This is a genomic window from Geodermatophilus sp. SYSU D00879, from assembly GCF_054050375.1.
This window is the reverse complement of record NZ_JBJGZF010000008.1, coordinates 157,996-174,732: the sequence shown is the minus strand read 5'-3', so window position 1 is coordinate 174,732 and position 16,737 is coordinate 157,996. Positions and strand designations below refer to the sequence as shown.

Annotated in this window: 19 protein-coding genes; 17 read left to right on the top strand and 2 right to left on the bottom strand. The window is 75.1% G+C overall.

From position 1 onward, the window contains the following. Positions 1 to 13 precede the first annotated feature (13 nt). The 8 genes from ACI79B_RS12935 to ACI79B_RS12900 all read left to right on the top strand — a co-directional run bounded on the left by ACI79B_RS12935 (position 14) and on the right by ACI79B_RS12900 (position 8,306). Positions 14 to 619: a DUF1360 domain-containing protein gene (locus ACI79B_RS12935; protein WP_456927992.1), complete on the top strand. Its 606-nt coding sequence runs from the start codon at positions 14 to 16 to the stop codon at positions 617 to 619. Positions 620 to 757: 138 nt separating this feature from the next. Beyond that, positions 758 to 1,714 carry a non-homologous end joining protein Ku gene (gene ku / locus ACI79B_RS12930; protein WP_456927991.1) on the top strand — a complete coding sequence of 319 codons (957 nt, stop codon included), beginning with the start codon at positions 758 to 760 and terminating at the stop codon, positions 1,712 to 1,714. Positions 1,715 to 1,723: 9 nt separating this feature from the next. After that, positions 1,724 to 2,707, top strand: coding sequence for a non-homologous end-joining DNA ligase (ligD, locus tag ACI79B_RS12925; RefSeq protein WP_456927990.1), 984 nt, complete (start codon positions 1,724 to 1,726; stop codon positions 2,705 to 2,707). A gap of 10 nt (positions 2,708 to 2,717) precedes the next feature. After that, positions 2,718 to 3,638: a non-homologous end-joining DNA ligase gene (ligD, locus tag ACI79B_RS12920; protein ID WP_456927989.1), complete on the top strand. Its 921-nt coding sequence runs from the start codon at positions 2,718 to 2,720 to the stop codon at positions 3,636 to 3,638. A 45-nt stretch (positions 3,639 to 3,683) separates the two neighbouring features. Further along, positions 3,684 to 4,568 (top strand): formyltetrahydrofolate deformylase, encoded by an 885-nt coding sequence (gene purU / locus ACI79B_RS12915; RefSeq protein WP_456927988.1) that lies wholly within the window; start codon positions 3,684 to 3,686, stop codon positions 4,566 to 4,568. Between the two features lie 105 nt (positions 4,569 to 4,673). Further along, positions 4,674 to 5,174: a Fur family transcriptional regulator gene (locus ACI79B_RS12910; RefSeq protein ID WP_456927987.1), complete on the top strand. Its 501-nt coding sequence runs from the start codon at positions 4,674 to 4,676 to the stop codon at positions 5,172 to 5,174. Next, a complete protein-coding gene (locus ACI79B_RS12905; protein WP_456927986.1) occupies positions 5,171 to 6,835 on the top strand; it encodes a catalase in 1,665 nt (554 codons plus the stop codon). The genes ACI79B_RS12910 and ACI79B_RS12905 overlap by 4 nt, the downstream gene beginning before the upstream one ends. 163 nt (positions 6,836 to 6,998) lie before the next feature. Next, the gene (locus tag ACI79B_RS12900; protein ID WP_456927985.1) at positions 6,999 to 8,306 is read left to right on the top strand and encodes an MFS transporter; all 1,308 of its coding nucleotides are present in this window, start codon (positions 6,999 to 7,001) and stop codon (positions 8,304 to 8,306) included. Positions 8,307 to 8,497: 191 nt separating this feature from the next. On the opposite strand, the gene ACI79B_RS12895 is transcribed toward ACI79B_RS12900, so the two are convergent. Together ACI79B_RS12895 and ACI79B_RS12890 are read right to left on the bottom strand one after the other, a co-directional pair. Then, entirely contained in the window at positions 8,498 to 9,451 is a 954-nt protein-coding gene (locus ACI79B_RS12895; RefSeq protein ID WP_456927984.1) for a proteasome assembly chaperone family protein, read from the bottom strand. Positions 9,452 to 9,536: 85 nt separating this feature from the next. Beyond that, positions 9,537 to 10,898 (bottom strand): AI-2E family transporter, encoded by a 1,362-nt coding sequence (locus tag ACI79B_RS12890; RefSeq protein ID WP_456927983.1) that lies wholly within the window; start codon positions 10,896 to 10,898, stop codon positions 9,537 to 9,539. Positions 10,899 to 10,976: 78 nt separating this feature from the next. Here ACI79B_RS12890 and ACI79B_RS12885 point away from each other — a divergent pair, with 78 nt between their 5' ends. The 9 genes from ACI79B_RS12885 to ACI79B_RS12845 all read left to right on the top strand — a co-directional run bounded on the left by ACI79B_RS12885 (position 10,977) and on the right by ACI79B_RS12845 (position 16,619). Continuing rightward, on the top strand, positions 10,977 to 11,441 hold the full coding sequence (locus ACI79B_RS12885; protein WP_456927982.1) for a PPOX class F420-dependent oxidoreductase: 465 nt from the start codon (positions 10,977 to 10,979) through the stop codon (positions 11,439 to 11,441). 61 nt (positions 11,442 to 11,502) lie between these two features. Further along, positions 11,503 to 12,045, top strand: coding sequence for a hypothetical protein (locus ACI79B_RS12880; protein ID WP_456927981.1), 543 nt, complete (start codon positions 11,503 to 11,505; stop codon positions 12,043 to 12,045). 68 nt (positions 12,046 to 12,113) lie between these two features. Then, positions 12,114 to 12,653: a hypothetical protein gene (locus ACI79B_RS12875; protein ID WP_456927980.1), complete on the top strand. Its 540-nt coding sequence runs from the start codon at positions 12,114 to 12,116 to the stop codon at positions 12,651 to 12,653. A 46-nt stretch (positions 12,654 to 12,699) separates the two neighbouring features. Beyond that, on the top strand, positions 12,700 to 13,467 hold the full coding sequence (locus tag ACI79B_RS12870) for a dienelactone hydrolase family protein (protein WP_456927979.1): 768 nt from the start codon (positions 12,700 to 12,702) through the stop codon (positions 13,465 to 13,467). Continuing rightward, positions 13,464 to 13,862, top strand: coding sequence for an ankyrin repeat domain-containing protein (locus tag ACI79B_RS12865; RefSeq protein WP_456927978.1), 399 nt, complete (start codon positions 13,464 to 13,466; stop codon positions 13,860 to 13,862). Before ACI79B_RS12870 ends, ACI79B_RS12865 begins: the two co-directional genes overlap by 4 nt. A 70-nt stretch (positions 13,863 to 13,932) precedes the next feature. Beyond that, a complete protein-coding gene (locus ACI79B_RS12860; protein WP_456927977.1) occupies positions 13,933 to 15,258 on the top strand; it encodes an AI-2E family transporter in 1,326 nt (441 codons plus the stop codon). A gap of 85 nt (positions 15,259 to 15,343) precedes the next feature. Then, the gene (locus ACI79B_RS12855; protein ID WP_456927976.1) at positions 15,344 to 15,610 is read left to right on the top strand and encodes a hypothetical protein; all 267 of its coding nucleotides are present in this window, start codon (positions 15,344 to 15,346) and stop codon (positions 15,608 to 15,610) included. After that, positions 15,607 to 16,059 carry an AAA family ATPase gene (locus ACI79B_RS12850; protein WP_456927975.1) on the top strand — a complete coding sequence of 151 codons (453 nt, stop codon included), beginning with the start codon at positions 15,607 to 15,609 and terminating at the stop codon, positions 16,057 to 16,059. The genes ACI79B_RS12855 and ACI79B_RS12850 overlap by 4 nt, the downstream gene beginning before the upstream one ends. 140 nt (positions 16,060 to 16,199) lie before the next feature. Further along, positions 16,200 to 16,619: a DUF350 domain-containing protein gene (locus ACI79B_RS12845; protein WP_456927974.1), complete on the top strand. Its 420-nt coding sequence runs from the start codon at positions 16,200 to 16,202 to the stop codon at positions 16,617 to 16,619. The last annotated feature ends 118 nt before the right edge of the window (positions 16,620 to 16,737 follow it).

Here is a 16,737-nt window from a genome sequence, read left to right as displayed (position 1 = left end):
TAGCGGGAGCCGCATGGCGATCCCCGACGAGGTGGCGCGCATCGGGCAACCGGTGCGCCGCTGGGCGAACGAGCAGGCGCGCGGCTACGCCGGCGACGAGGGCCGGCCCCTCGGCGGGTTCCTCGGCGCGATGAGCGTGTACAGCGCCGCGGTGACCGCCGGCGCGGCGGTGGTCCGCGCCTCCGGCCGGGAGCTGCCCAGCCGGATCCCGCTCGGCGACGCCGTGCTGCTCACCATCGGCACGTTCCGGCTGGCCCGGCGGATCGCGAAGGACCCGGTCACCAGCCCGCTGCGCGCGCCGTTCGCCCGGTTCCAGGGCGCGTCGGGCGAGGCGGAGCTCGCCGAGGACCTGCGGGTCGAGCACGGCTGGAAGCACGCCGTCGGCGAGCTGGTCACCTGCCCGTTCTGCCTGGCGCAGTGGGTGGGCACCGCGTTCGTCTTCTCCTACGTCGCCGCGCCGCGGGCCACCCGGCTGGCCGCGCTGACCATGACGATGGTGGCCGGCTCCGACGTCCTCCAGTTCGCCTACGACGCGCTGCAGAGCAGTGTCACCGGCGGCGGCCCGGAGGACGATGGCGATCAGGACGACACGTCCGGCCGGCACGCAGAACAGGACTGAGCACGACAGGAGCGAGAGGAGCGCCCGCTTCCCCCGGGCGGAGGAGATCACCAGCGACCGCACTGCCGGGGCGCCGGCCCGCACCTATCCTGCGGGCCGCGCCGCCCGACGGTCGCGGAGCCCGGGAAGGGGAGTGACATGCGCTCGATCTGGCGCGGCGCGGTCTCGTTCGGCCTGGTCAGCATCGGGGTGAAGCTCTACACCGCGACCGAGGACAGGGACGTCCGCTTCCACCAGGTGCACGCCGCCGACGGCGGGCGGGTCAAGTACAAGCGGATCTGCTCGATCGACGGCGAGGAGGTCGAGTACGGCGACATCGCCAAGGGCTACGAGCTGCCCGACGGCCAGCTGGTGGTCCTGACCGACGACGACCTCGCCGAGCTGCCGCTGGCCACCCGGCGGGAGATCGAGGTCCTGCAGTTCGTCGACCAGGCGGAGATCGACCCGATCCAGTTCGAGAAGACCTACTACCTGGAGCCCGACGGCCCGGCCACCCGCCCCTACGTGCTGCTGCGCGACGCGCTGGAGAACACCGGCCGGGTCGCGATCACCAAGATCGCGCTGCGGCAGCGGGAGTCGCTGGCCGCCATGCGGGTCCGCGACGGCGTCCTGGTGCTGCACACCATGCGCTGGCCCGACGAGATCCGCCGTCCCGACTTCGGCTTCCTCGACGAGGACGTCTCCGTCCGGCCGCAGGAGCTGCAGATGGCCGAGGCGCTGATCACCTCGATGAGCGGCGACTTCGACCCCGCCGAGTTCACCGACGACTACCGCGAGGCCATGACCGCGCTGCTCGAGGCCAAGCAGAGCGGCGGCGACGTGCAGCCGGTGCCCGAGACCGCCGACCCGGGCGCGGCCGTCGTCGACCTGATGAGCGCCCTGCGGCGCAGCGTCGAGCGCGCCCGCGGCGGTGCCGCCGACGACGAGGAGCCCGCGGAGGCGGCGCCGGCCCGCAGGCCCGCCAAGAAGGCCGCGGCGAAGAAGGCGCCGGCGGAGAGGGCGGCCGAGGAGGCGCCGGCGCGCACCACCCGCGCGCGCAAGGTCACGGCGGCCAAGAAGGAGCCGGCCAAGCGCACCTCCCGCCGCAGCGCCTGACCCGCCCGGATGGTCCGTCCCGCCCTGCCCGGGCCGCCGGTGCCGGCCCCGATGCTCGCCGTCGCCGGCGAGCTGCCCGCCGACGACGCTGCGTGGGGCTACGAGTTCAAGTGGGACGGCGTGCGGGCGCTCGCGGCGGTCCGCGACGGCCGGGTGGACCTGTGGGCGCGCAGCGGCACTCTCCTGACCGACCGTTATCCCGAACTCAGCCGCCTACCGGGTGCCCTGGGCGGCGTCGACGCCGTCCTGGACGGCGAGGTGGTGGCCCTCGACCGGCTGGGCCGGCCGGACTTCGGCCTGCTGCAGAACCGCATGCACCGCACCGGCGGTCCGGAGGTCGCCCGGCTCGCGGCCGCGGCGCCGGTCACCTTCCTGGTCTTCGACCTGCTGGCCGACCGTGGCCGCAGCCTGCTCGACCTGCCCTACGCGCAGCGGCGCGAGCGCCTGGACGCGCTGGCCCCGCAGGGGCACCGCTGGGCGGCGACGCCCTGGTTCCGCGGCGGCGGCGCCGACGTGCACGCGGCCAGCCGGGACAACGGGCTGGAGGGCGTGGTCGCCAAGCGGCTGGACTCGCCGTACCGGCCGGGCGCGCGCTCGCCGGAGTGGCGCAAGGTCAAGCACGTCCGGATGCAGAGCGTCGTCGTCGGCGGGTGGCGGCCGGGCAGGGGGCGGCGGGCCGGGGGAGTGGGGTCGCTGCTGGTCGGCGTGCACGACGACGACGGCCGCCTGGTCTACGCCGGGCACGTCGGCACCGGCTTCACCGACGCGGTGCTGCGCGAGCTCGGCGGGCTGCTCACCCCGCGCCGCAGCGCGCCCTTCGCCGGTGCCGTCCCGCGCGACGTGGCCCGCGACGCGCGCTGGGCGGAGCCGGTGCTGGTCGGCGAGGTGGCCTTCGCCGCGTGGACCGCGGACGGCCGGATGCGCCACCCTGCGTGGCGGGGGCTGCGCGAGGACCTCGACGTGGACGACGTCGTCGTGGAGTGGTCCCCCTGAGGGGAGCCTGATGGACCGCCAGCGGGTGCGGGTGGAGGGCCGGCAGCTGTCGGTGTCCAACCTCGACAAGGTGCTCTTCCCCGAGGTCTCGTTCACCAAGGCCGCGGTCATCGACTACTACGTGCGGATCGCCCCGGTGCTGCTGCCGCACCTGTCCGGCCGGCCGGTCACCTTCACCCGCTGGCCCGACGGCGTCGAGGGGCAGGCGTTCTTCGAGAAGAACAGCGCCCGGCACGCCCCGGACTGGGTGCGCAAGGTGACCGTCCCGAGCCCGGGCAGCTCGAAGGACCGCGAGGTGCTGGAGATGGTCGTCCTGGAGACCGTCGCCGACCTCGCCTGGGCGGCCAACCTCGCCGCGCTGGAGCTGCACGTGCCGCAGTGGCAGGTGGGCAGCAGGCTGCAGCCGGCGCTGCCGGACCTGCTCGTGCTCGACCTCGACCCGGGCCCGCAGGCCGGCATCGCCGAGTGCTGCGACCTGGCCGAGCGGCTGCGCGTCAAGCTCGTCGCCGACGGCCTGGACCCGGTGGTCAAGACGTCGGGGTCCAAGGGCATGCAGGTCTACGCGCCGATCCGGGTGACCGACCGCGAGCACCCCAGCCGCTACGCCAAGGCGCTCGCGCAGGAGCTCACCGCCGAGACGCCCGACCGCGTCGTCTGGCGGATGGAGAAGGTGCTGCGGCCGGGCAAGGTGCTCGTCGACTGGAGCCAGAACAACCCGGCCAAGACGACGGTCGCGCCGTACTCGCTGCGCGCCCGCCCCGACGCCCCGGTGTCCACGCCGATCGGGTGGGACGAGGTGGACGCCGTCCGGGACGGCGCCGACCCCGCCGAGCTGCGCTTCCGCACCGAGGAGGTGCTCGCCCGGGTGGAGGAGTACGGCGACCTGTTCGACGTCGCCGCCCGCACCCGCGCCCGGCTGCCCGCCGTCTGACCCCGGTGAGCGGCGGAAACGGCCGTCCCTGCCACCATGCCGGGCGTGTCCGCCGCCCCGATCGCGCACGACCCCGCCACCGCCGACGTCGGGCGGCTGGTGGTCCGCTGTCCCGACCGCCCGGGCATCGTCGCGGTGCTGTCCCGGCTGCTGGCCGACGTCGGCGCGAACATCACCGAGTCCCAGCAGCACTCCTCGGACCCGACCGGCGGGGTGTTCACCCTGCGGCTGGAGTTCGTGCTGCCCGGGCTGGCCGCGCGCCGGAGGCAGCTCGAGGGGGCGCTGGAGCTGCTCGCCGCACAGTGGCAGCTGACCTGGCGGCTGTCCGAGGCCGCGCGCCGGCCGCGGCTGGCGGTGTTCGTGTCGAAGACCGACCACGTGCTGCAGGAGCTGCTCTACCGGGTCCGCGCCGGTGACCTGCGCGCCGACATCACCGCCGTCGTCTCCAACCACCCCGACCTCGAGCCGGTGGCCGCGGCGGCCGGGGTGCCCTTCCACCACGTGCCGGTGACGCCGGCGACCAAGGTCGAGGCCGAGGCGCGGGCGCTGGAGCTGGTCGGCGACGTCGACCTGGTGGTGCTCGCCCGCTACATGCAGATCGTCTCGGCCGACTTCTGCGGCCGCTTCCCCGAGCGGCTGATCAACATCCACCACAGCTTCCTGCCGGCCTTCGTCGGGGCGAACCCCTACCAGGCGGCGCACGACCGCGGCGTGAAGCTGATCGGCGCGACGGCGCACTACGTCACCCCGGAGCTCGACGCCGGCCCGATCATCGAGCAGGAGGTGGCGCGCGTGGACCACCGCGCCACCGTCGAGGACATGCGCCGCATCGGCCGGTACGTCGAGCGCCAGGTGCTCGCGCAGGCGGTCACCTGGCACGTGGAGGAGCGCGTCGTCGTCGAGGGCGACCGCACCATCGTCTTCGCCTGAGGCGTGTGTTCCCGGCCACCCGGGTACCGGTGGACCGGCGGGAGCTCCACCCGACACGTCGTGTTGATTTGACTGACTAAAGAAAAGCGGGTTGGGTGGGACCCGATGGAGACGACGTGGGCGCCGCGGCTGCGCGACGCCGGGCTGCGGGTCACCCGACCCCGGCTCGCGGTCCTCGACGCCCTCGCCGCCCATCCGCACGCCGACGCGGACACGCTGGTCACGGTGGCCCGCCAGGCACACCCCACGCTCTCGCCACAGGCGGTGTACGGCGTCCTCAAGGCGCTGGTCGCCGTCGGGCTGGCCCGCCGGGTCGAGCCCGCCGGCGCGCCCGCGCTGTACGAGGTCCGCGTCGGGGACAACCACCACCACCTGGTCTGCCGCTCGTGCGGTGCGGTCGCCGACGTCGACTGCACCGTGGGCGCGGCGCCGTGCCTGGTCCCGTCGGACACGGCCGGCTTCGTCGTCGACGAGGCCGAGGTCGTGTTCTGGGGCCTGTGCCCCGTCTGCCAGGGCGCCGGCCACCCGGCCGCCGTCCCCGGCCCGTCCGTCCGAGTCCGTTCCGCGGCCGGACAGCACCACACCCGAGGAGAGGCAGGAGCATGACCGACGTCGCATCGCAGGGCCCGGCCCCGAGCGAGGCCGACCGCCCGGTCCTGACCAACCGTCAGGGCCACCCGGTCTACGACAACCAGAACCAGCGGACGGTGGGCGCGCGCGGCCCGGCGACGCTGGAGAACTACCAGTTCCTCGAGAAGATCAGCCACTTCGACCGGGAGCGGATCCCCGAGCGCGTCGTCCACGCGCGCGGCATCACCGCGTTCGGCTACTTCGAGGCCGACGGCACCGTCGGCGACGAGCCGATCAGCCGGTACACCCGCGCCAAGCTGTTCCAGGAGAAGGGCAAGCGCACCGACGTCGCGCTGCGGTTCTCCACCGTGGCCGGTGGCCGCGACTCCTCGGAGTCCGCGCGTGACCCGCGCGGGTTCGCCGTGAAGTTCTACACCGAGGAGGGCAACTGGGACCTCGTCGGCAACAACCTCGGCGTCTTCTTCATCCGGGACGCCATCAAGTTCCCCGACTTCATCCACTCGCAGAAGCCGGACCCGGTCACCTTCGAGGCGAGCGTCGCCGAGCGGGCGTTCGACTTCTTCAGCCAGACCCCCGAGGCCATGCACATGATCTCGCTGGTCTTCAGCCCGAGGGGCACGCCGGCCAGCTACCGGCACATGCAGGGCTTCGGCGTGAACACCTACAAGTGGGTCAACGACCAGGGTGAGACCGTCCTGGTCAAGTACCACTGGTACCCGAAGCAGGGCGTGAAGTCCTGGACCGCCGCGGACGCCTCGGCCGCGCAGGCCAAGAGCCTCGGCACCCACACCAAGGACCTGCACGACGCCATCGCCGCCGGCGACTTCCCGTCGTGGGACCTCTACGTCCAGGTCATGAGCGACGACGAGCACCCGGAGCTGGACTTCGACCCGCTCGACGACACCAAGGTCTGGCCCGAGGAGCTGTTCCCGGTCCGCAAGGTCGGGACGATGACGCTCGACCGGATGCCGGTGGACAACTTCACCGAGAACGAGCAGATCGCGTTCGGCACCGGTGTGCTGGTCGACGGCCTGGACTTCTCCGACGACAAGATGCTCGTCGGCCGCACGTTCTCCTACTCCGACACCCAGCGCTACCGGGTGGGCCCGAACTACCTGCAGCTGCCGGTGAACGCGCCGAAGGCGCGGGTGGCCACCAACCAGCGCGACGGCCAGATGGCCTACGGCGTGGACCGGGCCGAGGGCACCAACCCGCACGTGAACTACGAGCCGTCGATCCTCGGCGGCCTGCGGGAGGCGCAGTACCCGACGCACGACGAGCAGGGCCCGGTCATCACCGGCCGGCTCACCCGCAAGCGGATCCCGCGCACGAACGACTACGCGCAGGCCGGGGAGCGCTACCAGCTCTCGGAGCAGTGGGAGAAGGACGACCTGGTGAAGAACCTGGTCGACGCCCTCTCGCAGTGCCGCCGCGAGATCCAGGAGCGGATGGTCTGGCACTTCTTCATGTGCGACGACGAGTGGGGCCAGCGGGTCGGCGACGGCCTGGGCATCAGCGCCGACGACGTCCGCGGCCTGGAGCCGCTGCAGACGCAGACCCTCTCCGAGGAGGAGCTGCAGCGCGCCGCCAACCTCGGCAAGAACGGCCCGCGCGACGTCACCGGTCACCAGATGACGCACTGCGTGCCCAACGAGCACGTCACCGTCGAGGCCTGATCACCGCAGGGCATCGAGCAGCGGGCCGCGTCCGGGATCCCCGGGCGCGGCCCGCTGTCGTCCCGGGCCGGGGTGCTTCCGCTGGGCGGGAGCCGATTGGGACGCGACGCGGGGCGCTCCTACCGTCGGTCGACCGCCGACGCCCTCGCCGTGGAGGACACCGATGAGCTCGACCCCCGTCCGCCCGACGACGCCCGGCGCCGCGGCCCGCGCCGCCGGGTGGGTCGCGCCGCTGTGCTGGATCGCGGTGCTGCTCGACGGCTTCGACCTGGTCGTCGTCGGGACCGTCGTCCCCACGCTGTCGCAGCCGGAGGAGTTCGCCCTCACCGGCACCGGCGCCACCGTGGTGATCACCATCGGCCTGGTCGGCATGATGATCGGCGCGCTGACCATCGGCACGCTCACCGACCTGGTCGGCCGCCGCAAGGCGCTGATCGGCGCCGTGGCGTCCTTCTCGCTGTTCACCCTGCTGTGCGCGTTCGCGCCCAACGAGGTCGTCTTCGGGGTGCTGCGCTTCCTCGCGGGCCTGGGCCTCGGTGGCTGCCTGCCCACGGCGATCGCCATGGTCAACGAGTTCACCCGCGCCGGGCGCAGCGGCCGGGCCACCACGACGATCATGACCGGCTACCACGTCGGCGCCGTGGCCACCGCGGCGCTGGCCATCGTGGTCATCCCGTCGCTGGGCTGGCGGTGGATGTTCGTCATCGGCGCGGCCCCGGCCCTCGTGCTCGTCCCGCTCATGATCGCGCGGCTGCCGGAGTCGGCGTCCTTCCTGCAGGCCGCCGGCCGGCGGGCGGAGGCCGAGGAGGTGGCCCGCCGCTACGGGCTGGAGCTGGAGAGCACCGCGGGCCCGGCGTCGGCCGGCGCGGCCGCCGGTGCCACCTCGACCGTCCGCTCGCTGTTCACCGGCGGGTACGCCCGCAACACCGTGGCCATCGGCGTGACCTCGTTCATGGGGCTGCTGCTGGTCTACGGCCTGAACAACTGGCTGCCGACGATCATGCGCGAGGCCGGCTACGACCTCGGCAGCTCGCTGGCGTTCCTGCTGGTGCTCAACGTCGGCGCCATCGTCGGCCTGCTGGTGGCCGGCACGGTCGCCGACCGCATCGGCGCCCGCACCGCCGGGATGATCTGGTTCGCCTCCGGCGCGCTGTTCCTGGCGCTGCTGTCGGTCGAGCTGCCCACCGTGGGCCTCTACCTGATGTGCTTCCTCACCGGCTGCTTCGTCTTCTCGGCGCAGGTGCTCGTGTACGCGTTCACCAGCGCCAACCACCCGCCGGCCGTGCGCGCCACCGCGCTGGGCTGGTCGGCGGGGGCCGGCCGGGTGGGCGCCATCGTCGGGCCGGTGATCACCGGGGCCCTGGTGACGGCGGGCATCGCCTTCCCGTGGGGCTTCTACGTGTTCGCCGTCGTCGGCGCGCTGGGCGCGCTGGCCCTGAGCGTCACCCGGACCCGGCGCCCCGCGCGGTGACACCGCGGTCCTCCGGACCGCACCGCGGCCACGTGCCGTCCCCCTGAGCGCGGAGCCCCGCCGGCGAGTCCTCCTCGGGGACCCTCCGGGCCCCGCTCGTCGGACCGCACCGCGGCCACGTGCCGTCCCCCTGAGCGCGGAGCCCCGCCGGCGTCACTGCGCGGACCCCTCCGGGGCCACTCGGGACGCCGTCAGTCTCCTCGCCCGCGGCGGTCCTGCTCCGCGAGGAAGCGCTCGAACTCCGCGCCGATCTCGTCGCCGCTGGGCACCTCGCCGGCCCCGCCGAGCAGGTCCTCGCCCTCGCGGGCGGCGGCGAACTGGTCGTACTGCTGCTCCAGCGCGGCCACGACCGCGGTGTTGTCCGCGGAGCGGGCGATCTGCTCGTCGACCTCGGTGCGGTGCTGCTGGGCCGCCTCGCGCAGCGTCTCGGTGGGCAGCAGCAGGCCGGTGAGCCGCCCGAGGTGCTCGAGCAGGGTGAGCGTCGCGGCCGGGTAGCTGGCCTGCGCCAGGTAGTGCGGCACGTGCGCGGCCACCCCGAGGGCGTCCACGCCGGCCTCGCCCAGGCGCAGCTCCAGCAGTGCCGGGGCGCTGCCCGGGACGCGCAGCTCGCCCCAGTAGACGGGGTAGGACTCGATCAGCTGCCGGCGCGTGGCGTGCGCGGTGACCGTCACCGGCCGGGTGTGCGGCACCGGCATCGGGATGGCCTGCAGCGCCACGACCGAGGTCACCCCGAGCCGCTCGACCACCCCGGCCACGGCGGCGGCGAAGCCCTCCCACCGGTAGTCCGGCTCGGGCCCGTGCAGCAGCAGGAACGGCTCGCCGGCGTCGTCCTCCAGCGCCGAGAGCACGATCTCCGGCGCGGTGAAGTCCTCGTAGTGGTCGCCGTTGAACGTCATCCGCGGCCGGCGGGCGCGGTAGTCCACCAGCAGGTCGGCGTCGAACCGCGCGACGGTGCGGTGCGGCAGCGAGGCCAGCAGGTGCGAGGCGGCGAGCTGGGCGGACGAGGCGGCGTCGAAGTCGCCCGCGAGGGCGTGCACGAGCACCAGGCCGCGCCGCTGGGCGGCGCCGGTGACCGCCTCCTCGGCGGCGAGGAACGGATCGGCCTCGGGAGTGAGCTCGACGAGCTCCTCCGGTCGCTGCGCCACGGGGGCACCTCCTGCTGGTCGGACGCCGTGCTGATCGGACGTCGTCAGGGGAAGCGACGGCGGCCCGGCCGGCATTCCCGTCCGGTCAGGCCGGCGGCGCGGGGGAGCGGGTCAGGACGGCGCCGTCGTCGTCGCCGGCCACCTGGTGCCGGGTGCCGTCGTCGGCGACCTCGGGATGGCGGCCGTCGAGCGCGTCGCGGGTGTACCGGTAGACGACGGCGATCAGCGCGGCCACCGGCACCCCGAGGAAGGCGCCGATGATCCCGGCCAGGCTGCCGCCGGCGGTGACGGCGAGGATGACCACCGCGGCGTGCAGGTTGAACCCGCGGCCCTGGATGATCGGCTGCAGCACGTTGCCCTCGATCTGCTGCACCAGCAGCACGATCCCGAAGACGATCAGCGCCACGGTGAAGCCCTCGTCGACCAGGGCGATCAGCACCGCGAAGGCGCCGGCGACGAACGCGCCGATGATCGGGATGAACGCGCCGAAGAACGTCAGCACGGCCAGCGGGATGACCAGCGGCACGTCGAGGATCCACAGCCCCAGGCCGATGAAGAAGGCGTCGACGAAGCCGACGAGGGCCTGCTGCTTGATGAACTCCGACAGGGTCGTCCAGGTCTTCTGCGACAGCGCGGCCACGTGCGGGGCGGCCTTCGGCCCGGTCTGCGCGGCCAGCCACGGCACCCAGCGCGGCCCGTCCTTGACGAAGAAGAACGCCAGCACCAGCGCGAGCACCAGGTTGATCAGCCCGTTGCCGACGGCGGAGGCGCCGGTGGCCGCGTAGCCCGCGATGTTCGACGCGTTGTTCTGGACCGAGTCGATCGCCTGGTCCACGTACTGGCCCAGCTGCTCCTCGTCGATGTTCAGCGGGGGGCCCTGCAGCCAGTCCTGGACCTGCTGCAGGCCGCTGGTGAACTGGTCGGCGAGCTCGGTGACCTGGTCGGCGACCTGCGGCGCGATGACCGCGACCAGCCCGCCGATGAGGCCGAGGAACAGCAGCAGCACGACCGCCGCGGCCAGGGCGGGGGGCCAGCCGTGCCGGCGCAGGAACCGGGTGGGCGGCCACAGCACGGTGGCGAACAGCAGGCCGAGGATGACCGGCAGCAGGATGACCCACAGCTTGCCGAGGACCCAGCCGATCACCACCAGCGCCGCGCTGATGAGCAGCAGCTGGGCGGAGGCGATGGCGAGGGTGCGGGTGGCCGACACGGCCCGCTCGCCGCGCTGCCAGGCCGGGGCGGGGGCCGCCGTGGCGTCGTGGTCGGCGGCGCGCGGGTCGCCCGGGCCGCCCTCGCCGGTGAGCGTGGGGGTGGCGCGCTCGTCGCCGACCGGCCCGGCGCCGGACCCGTCGGCGGCCGCGCGGTCGCGGGCCGCGGCGCCGCCGGCGGCGGACGCGCCACCACCGGCCGGGGCGTCGTCCCGGCGTCCGGACAGGCGGAACCTCATGGTCACATCGCACCACGGATCACCGCGGACCACCGCCCGACGGCTGGTGGGGCGCGGGCCGCCGCTAGCGTCGGGGACGTGCCCAGGACCGCCAGAGCCGACCGGGTCGAGCGCGCCGAGCTGCTCGACTTCCTCCGCCCGCGGCACCGCGCGGTGCTGCTCACCCGGCGCCGCGAGGGCGGGGTGCAGCTGTCCCCGGTGACCTACGGCGTCGACGCCGAGGGCCGGGTCGTCGTCAGCACCTATCCGCAGCGCGCCAAGGTGCGCAACGCCCGGCGCGACCCCGCCGTCTCCCTCTGCGTCCTGTCCGACGACTGGGACGGCGCGTGGGTGCAGGTGGACGGCCGCGCCGAGGTGCTGGACCTGCCGGAGGCGCTGGAGCCACTGGTCGAGTACTTCCGGTCGATCAGCGGCGAGCACCCCGACTGGGACGAGTACCGCGCCGCGATGGCCCGGCAGGGCAAGTCGCTGCTGCGGGTCACGATCGACCGCTGGGGCCCGGTGGCCACCGGCGGCTTCCCGCCCGAGCCGGCGCAGGACTGACCGGCGCGCCGGGCAAGCCCAGGAGCTTGCACCCGGCCCGGCCGGCGGCGACGCTGCGCGCGTGTCCCTGGCCGTCGCCTGCGCCCCGCTGACCGCGGGCCCCGCCGCCGGCGGCCCCCCGGCGGCCCTCGGGGCCGGCGCGCGTGCGGTGGGGGAGGGCTGGGCGGCGGTCCTCCACCACCCCCCGGCCGCCGTCGACGCGGTCGTCGCGCTGGTGCGGGAGGGCGGCCGGCGGATCGGCGTCGGCGCCGCGCCCGCCGGTCCCGGCGACGGCCCGGTGGTGCTCGCCGCGCGCCGCGCCCTGGAGGCCGCCGGGCGCCGCCCGGCCCGGCTGGCCGTGCGCGGGTCCGACGCCGAGGCGGCCGCCGACGCGCAGGCGGTCCTCACCGCGCTCGCCGTCCTGCTCGCCCGCCGCAGCGCCGCGGCCTGGGCCGCCGTCGACCTGGTCGCGGCCGGCGCCACGCGGGCCGCGGCGGCCGCCGAGCTCGGCGTGTCCCGGCAGGCGGTCGCGCAGCGGCTGGCCGCCGGGTCCTGGGAGCTGGAGCAGGAGCTGCGCCCGGCCGCCGCGCGCCTGCTCACCCGCGCCGGCCGGCCGCCCGGATGAGGGACGCCGCCGCGCGCGGTGATCACCGGTCCCGGAGGATGGGGACGTCCCGCCCCGCAGGAGGTCCCGTGTCCGAACCCGTGCAGCCGCTCCGCAACGCCGAGCTCCTCGGCGTCTACGTCAACGACCACCTCGCCTCGGCCACCGGCGGCATCGAGCTGGTCCGCCGGATGCTGGGCGTGCACCGCGGCTCGCAGTGGGAGGCGCCGCTGACCCAGCTGCTCGGCGAGCTGCGCGAGGAGAAGTCCTCGCTGCTGGCCACGGCCCGGGCGCTCGGCATCCCGGTGCGGCAGTACAAGCAGCTCGGCGTCTGGCTGGCGGAGAAGGTCACCCGCGTCAAGCTCAACGGCCGGCTGCTGTCCCGCTCCCCGCTGTCGGACCTCGTCGAGTTCGAGTTCCTCGCCTCCGGGGTGCGCGCCAAGCGCAGCGGCTTCGAGACGCTGCGCATCGTCGCCGAGGCCGACGACCGGCTGGACCGGGCCGAGCTCGACCGGCTCATCGACCAGGCGCACCGGCAGTACGCGTGGCTCACCGACGCCCGCCGCGAGGTCGCCGCCGCCGTCTTCGGCGGCCGGGCGGGGGCCGCCGAGCGCACCGGGGGCGTCTGACCGGGTCCCTCGCGCGGTGCCCGCCGCGGCCTGGTAGCACAGGGCCATGTGCCACGACCCCGCCAGCCGCCCGCCCGCCCCGCCGCGCTCGGGGCAGGTCGGCGACCGCGGCCTCACCGTCCTCACCGCGGCCGACGGCACGGAGGTCTCGGCCGCCTGGGCGCTGCCCGCCGACGTCGCGGCCGCACCCGCCGGCGTGGTGGTCCTCCCGGACATCCGCGGACTGCACCCGTACTACGTCGCGCTGGCCGAGCGCTTCGCCGAGGCCGGCGTGCCAGCCGTCGCCTTCGACTACTTCGGCCGCACCGCCGGCCCCTGCCCGTCCGGCACCCGCGACGCCGGCTTCGACTGGCAGACGCACGTCCCGCAGACCACGCCCGAGGGGGTCGACGCCGACCTCACCGCGGCGATCGCCGAGCTGCGCCGGCGCACCCGGCCCGGCCTGCCGGTGGTCACCGTCGGCTTCTGCTTCGGCGGCAGCCACTCCTGGCGGCAGTCCGGCGGCGCCCTCGACGTCGCCGCCTGCGTGGGCTTCTACGGCCGGCCGGCCATGGTCGGCGACGCCGCCCGGCGCGCCGCGCGCCCGACGCTGATGGTCGTCGCCGGCGCGGACGCAGCCACCCCCGTCGAGGACCAGCTCGCCCTCGCGGAGACGATGCGCGCCGCCGGCGCCGACGTCGAGACCGCGGTCTACGACGGCGCCCCCCACTCCTTCTTCGACCGCGCCGCGCCCGAGTGGGAGGAGGCCTGCCAGGACGCCTGGCGGCGGATCCTCGCCCTCGTCGACGGCCTCGGGGCGGGGGCGCGGTCGTGAGCGAGCCCATCGACCCCGGCGTCATCGAGCTGGCCGCGCGGGTCTTCGACCTCGCCCGGTTCGGCCACACCGCGGAGCTCGCCGCCTACGTCGACGCCGGCGTCCCGGTGGACCTCACCAACGACAAGGGCGACACGCTGCTGATCCTCGCCGCCTACCACGACCACCCGGAGACGGTGGCCGCGCTGCTCGAGCGCGGCGCCGACCCGGGCCGGGCCAACGACCGCGGCCAGACGGCGCTGGCCGCGGCGGTCTTCCGCCGCTCGGAGGCCGGCGTGCGGACGCTGCTGGCCGCCGGCGCCGACCCCGACGCCGGCGGGCCGAGCGCCCGCGAGACCGCGGCGTTCTTCGACCTGCCGGACATGACCGCGCTGCTCGAGGGCCGGTCCGGCTGAGGCTCCCCGCGGGAGCCGCACCGCCGTGACACCCTGGGGCGTCACGGCGCCGTTACGGGGGAGGACGTCCATGGCCGCGCAGTCGCACCTGCCCGAGCCGGGTGCGGAGCGGGCGCGCACCGGGGCCTCAAGGGTGGTCCCCCCGGAGCCCACCGAGCTGCCGGCGGACCTCGCCGACGGGCTGCCGCTGGCCGCCGACGTCCCGCTCGCGCCGGTCGACGGCGGCCCGGCGCCGGGACCGGCCGGCACCCTCTCGGGCCCCGGCGGGCTGCCCCGCTGGCTGGTGCTGCTGGTCGGTGCCGCGGCCGCGACGATCGCCGTCGCCGGGGTGCGCGAGATCGCCTGGCTGGTCGCGCCGGTGCTGCTGGCGCTCGTCGTCGTCGTGGCGCTCATGCCGGTGCAGCGCTGGCTGCTGCGCCACCACGTGCCGCGCTGGGCGGCGGCCGGAGTCCTGCTGCTGCTCGTGTGGGGTGTGCTGCTCGGCCTCGGGTCGCTGCTGGTGGTCGCGATCGCCCAGTTCGCCGTCCTGCTGCCCGACTACGCGCCGCAGTTCGCGGTGCTGCTCGACGACACGGTGCAGCGGCTCGACGAGGCCGGGCTGTCCTCCACGCAGATCCAGGACCTGGTCGACCGGTTCGACTACGGCCAGCTCGTGGGCCTGGCCACCGACCTGCTCTCCCGGGTCACCGACACCGCCAGCACGCTGGTGCTGCTGCTGTCGGCGATGGTGTTCCTCGCCATCGAGTCCGGCGGGTTCGGCCGCCGGCTGGCGCTGGTCGCCGAGGACCGGCCGCACCTGCCCATCGCCCTCGGCCTGTTCGCCCGCGGCACCCGCAGCTACCTGCTGGTGAGCACGGTGTTCGGGGCGATCGTGGCGGTGGGCGACACCGTCGCGCTGGCGATCCTCGAGGTCCCGCTGCCGGTGCTGTGGGGCCTGCTGTCGTTCATCACCAACTACGTGCCCAACATCGGGTTCGTGCTCGGCGTCATCCCGCCGGCGCTGCTCGGCCTGCTCGCCGGCGGCTGGACCGAGTTCTGGGTGATCATCGTCGTCTACGCGCTGCTCAACTTCGTCGTGCAGACGCTCATCCAGCCCCGGTTCGTCGGCGACTCGGTGGGCCTGTCGATGACGGTCACCTTCCTCGCGCTGCTGTTCTGGGGCTGGGTGCTCGGCGCGCTGGGCGCGCTGCTGGCCATCCCGCTCACGCTGCTGGTGAAGGCGCTGCTGGTCGACGTCGACCCGCGCGGGCACTGGCTGGACGCCCTGCTGCGGGAGGAGCCGAGAGCCCCGCGGACCAGCCGCGCGCGGCAGCGCGCGCAGGCCCGCCGGGCGGCGCTGGCCTCGGTCCGGGCGCTGCACCCGCACTGGCCCTCGCGACGCGGATCCGGGGACTGACCAGCGCTTTCGGGGAATGTCAGGGGTCGGGAGGACGTTGTCCACAAGCCGGGAGATGGTCCCGGCGAGACCCCGAGGAGGACCCGTGAAGGGCGATCGTGTCGAGGTCGTCATCGACGCCGGTGGCGACACCCGCACCTACGAGATCGAGGCCACCCGCGCCGGGCGCCGGGTGGACGTGTCCCACGGCCGCGGCGTCGTGGAGGTCACCGAGACCACCCGCGGCGGCACGCCCGTGCGCACCGCACGCTTCATGTCCGGGAGGGTGCTCGCGCTGGTCGAGCACCCGGCGGCCCGCCCGGTGTTCGAGGACGACGACGAGCCGGTGACCCCGCTGCGCCGGAGCGCATGACGGCCGGACCGGCCGACGGCGCGCAGGAACTCGTCGTCGTGGTCGGCCTGCAGGGCGCGGGCAAGTCGACGTGGGTGCAACGGACCCTCGCCGGCACGCACGAGGTGGTGAGCAAGGACCACTGGCCCCGCGCCCGCCGGCGGGAGGCGCGGCAGCAACGGCTGGTCGCCGCGCTGCTGGCGGCCGGGCGCAGCGTCGTCGTCGACAACACCAGCCCCTCGCCGGAGGAGCGCGCGCCGCTGGTCGCCGCGGCCCGCGCGGCCGGCGTGCCGGTGCGCGCGGTCTGGGTGGACACCCCGCTCGAGGAGTGCCTGGCCCGCAACGCGGCCCGCGAGTCGCCGGTGCCGCTGGTCGGGGTGTACGCCGCCCGCACCCGGTTCGCCCCGCCCACCGCGGCCGAGGGCTTCGACCGGGTCGACGTCGTGCGGGGTGACGTCGTACAGGGGTGACGTCGTACACGGGTGACGTCGTGCGGGGTGACGTCGTGCGCGCGGGGACCGACCGGCCGGACCGTCGCGTGCGGCCGGGGGAGCCGGTGCGGTAGGAACTGGCAGGCCCGTCCGCTCCCGCCCCCGGAGGTACCCGTCCCGTGCTGGCCAGCCTCGGCTACGCCGTCGCCTACACCGCCGTCGGCCTCGTGCTGCTGGCCCTCGGCTTCCTCGTCCTCGACCTGCTGACGCCCGGCCACCTCGGCCGGCGCATCTACGAGGACCGGTCGGTGAGCGCCGCGGTCGTCCTGTCCGCCGGGTTCCTCGCCCAGGGCGCGGTCATCTTCGCCTCGATCTGGACCAACGCGACGTCCGGGTTCGGGGAGGCGCTGCTCTACACCGTCGTCTTCGGCCTGCTCGGCGTGGTGCTGCAGGCCGTCGCCTTCGTCGTCCTCGACCTGCTCACGCCGGGGAAGATGGGCCACCTCGTCACCGAGCCCGGCTTCCACCCGGCGAGCCTGGTGATGGCCGCCGCCCAGCTCTCGGTCGCCGGGATCATCGTCGCCTCGATCTGGCCCTGACGGCCGCCGCGCACCGGCACGGGGCCGTCTCCGGACGCCCCGGGAGCCCGACGTAACGTGTCCGGCGCAGCCCGGGGGCCGGCGCGGGACGACCCGGCCCGAGCCCCCCACCCGGACC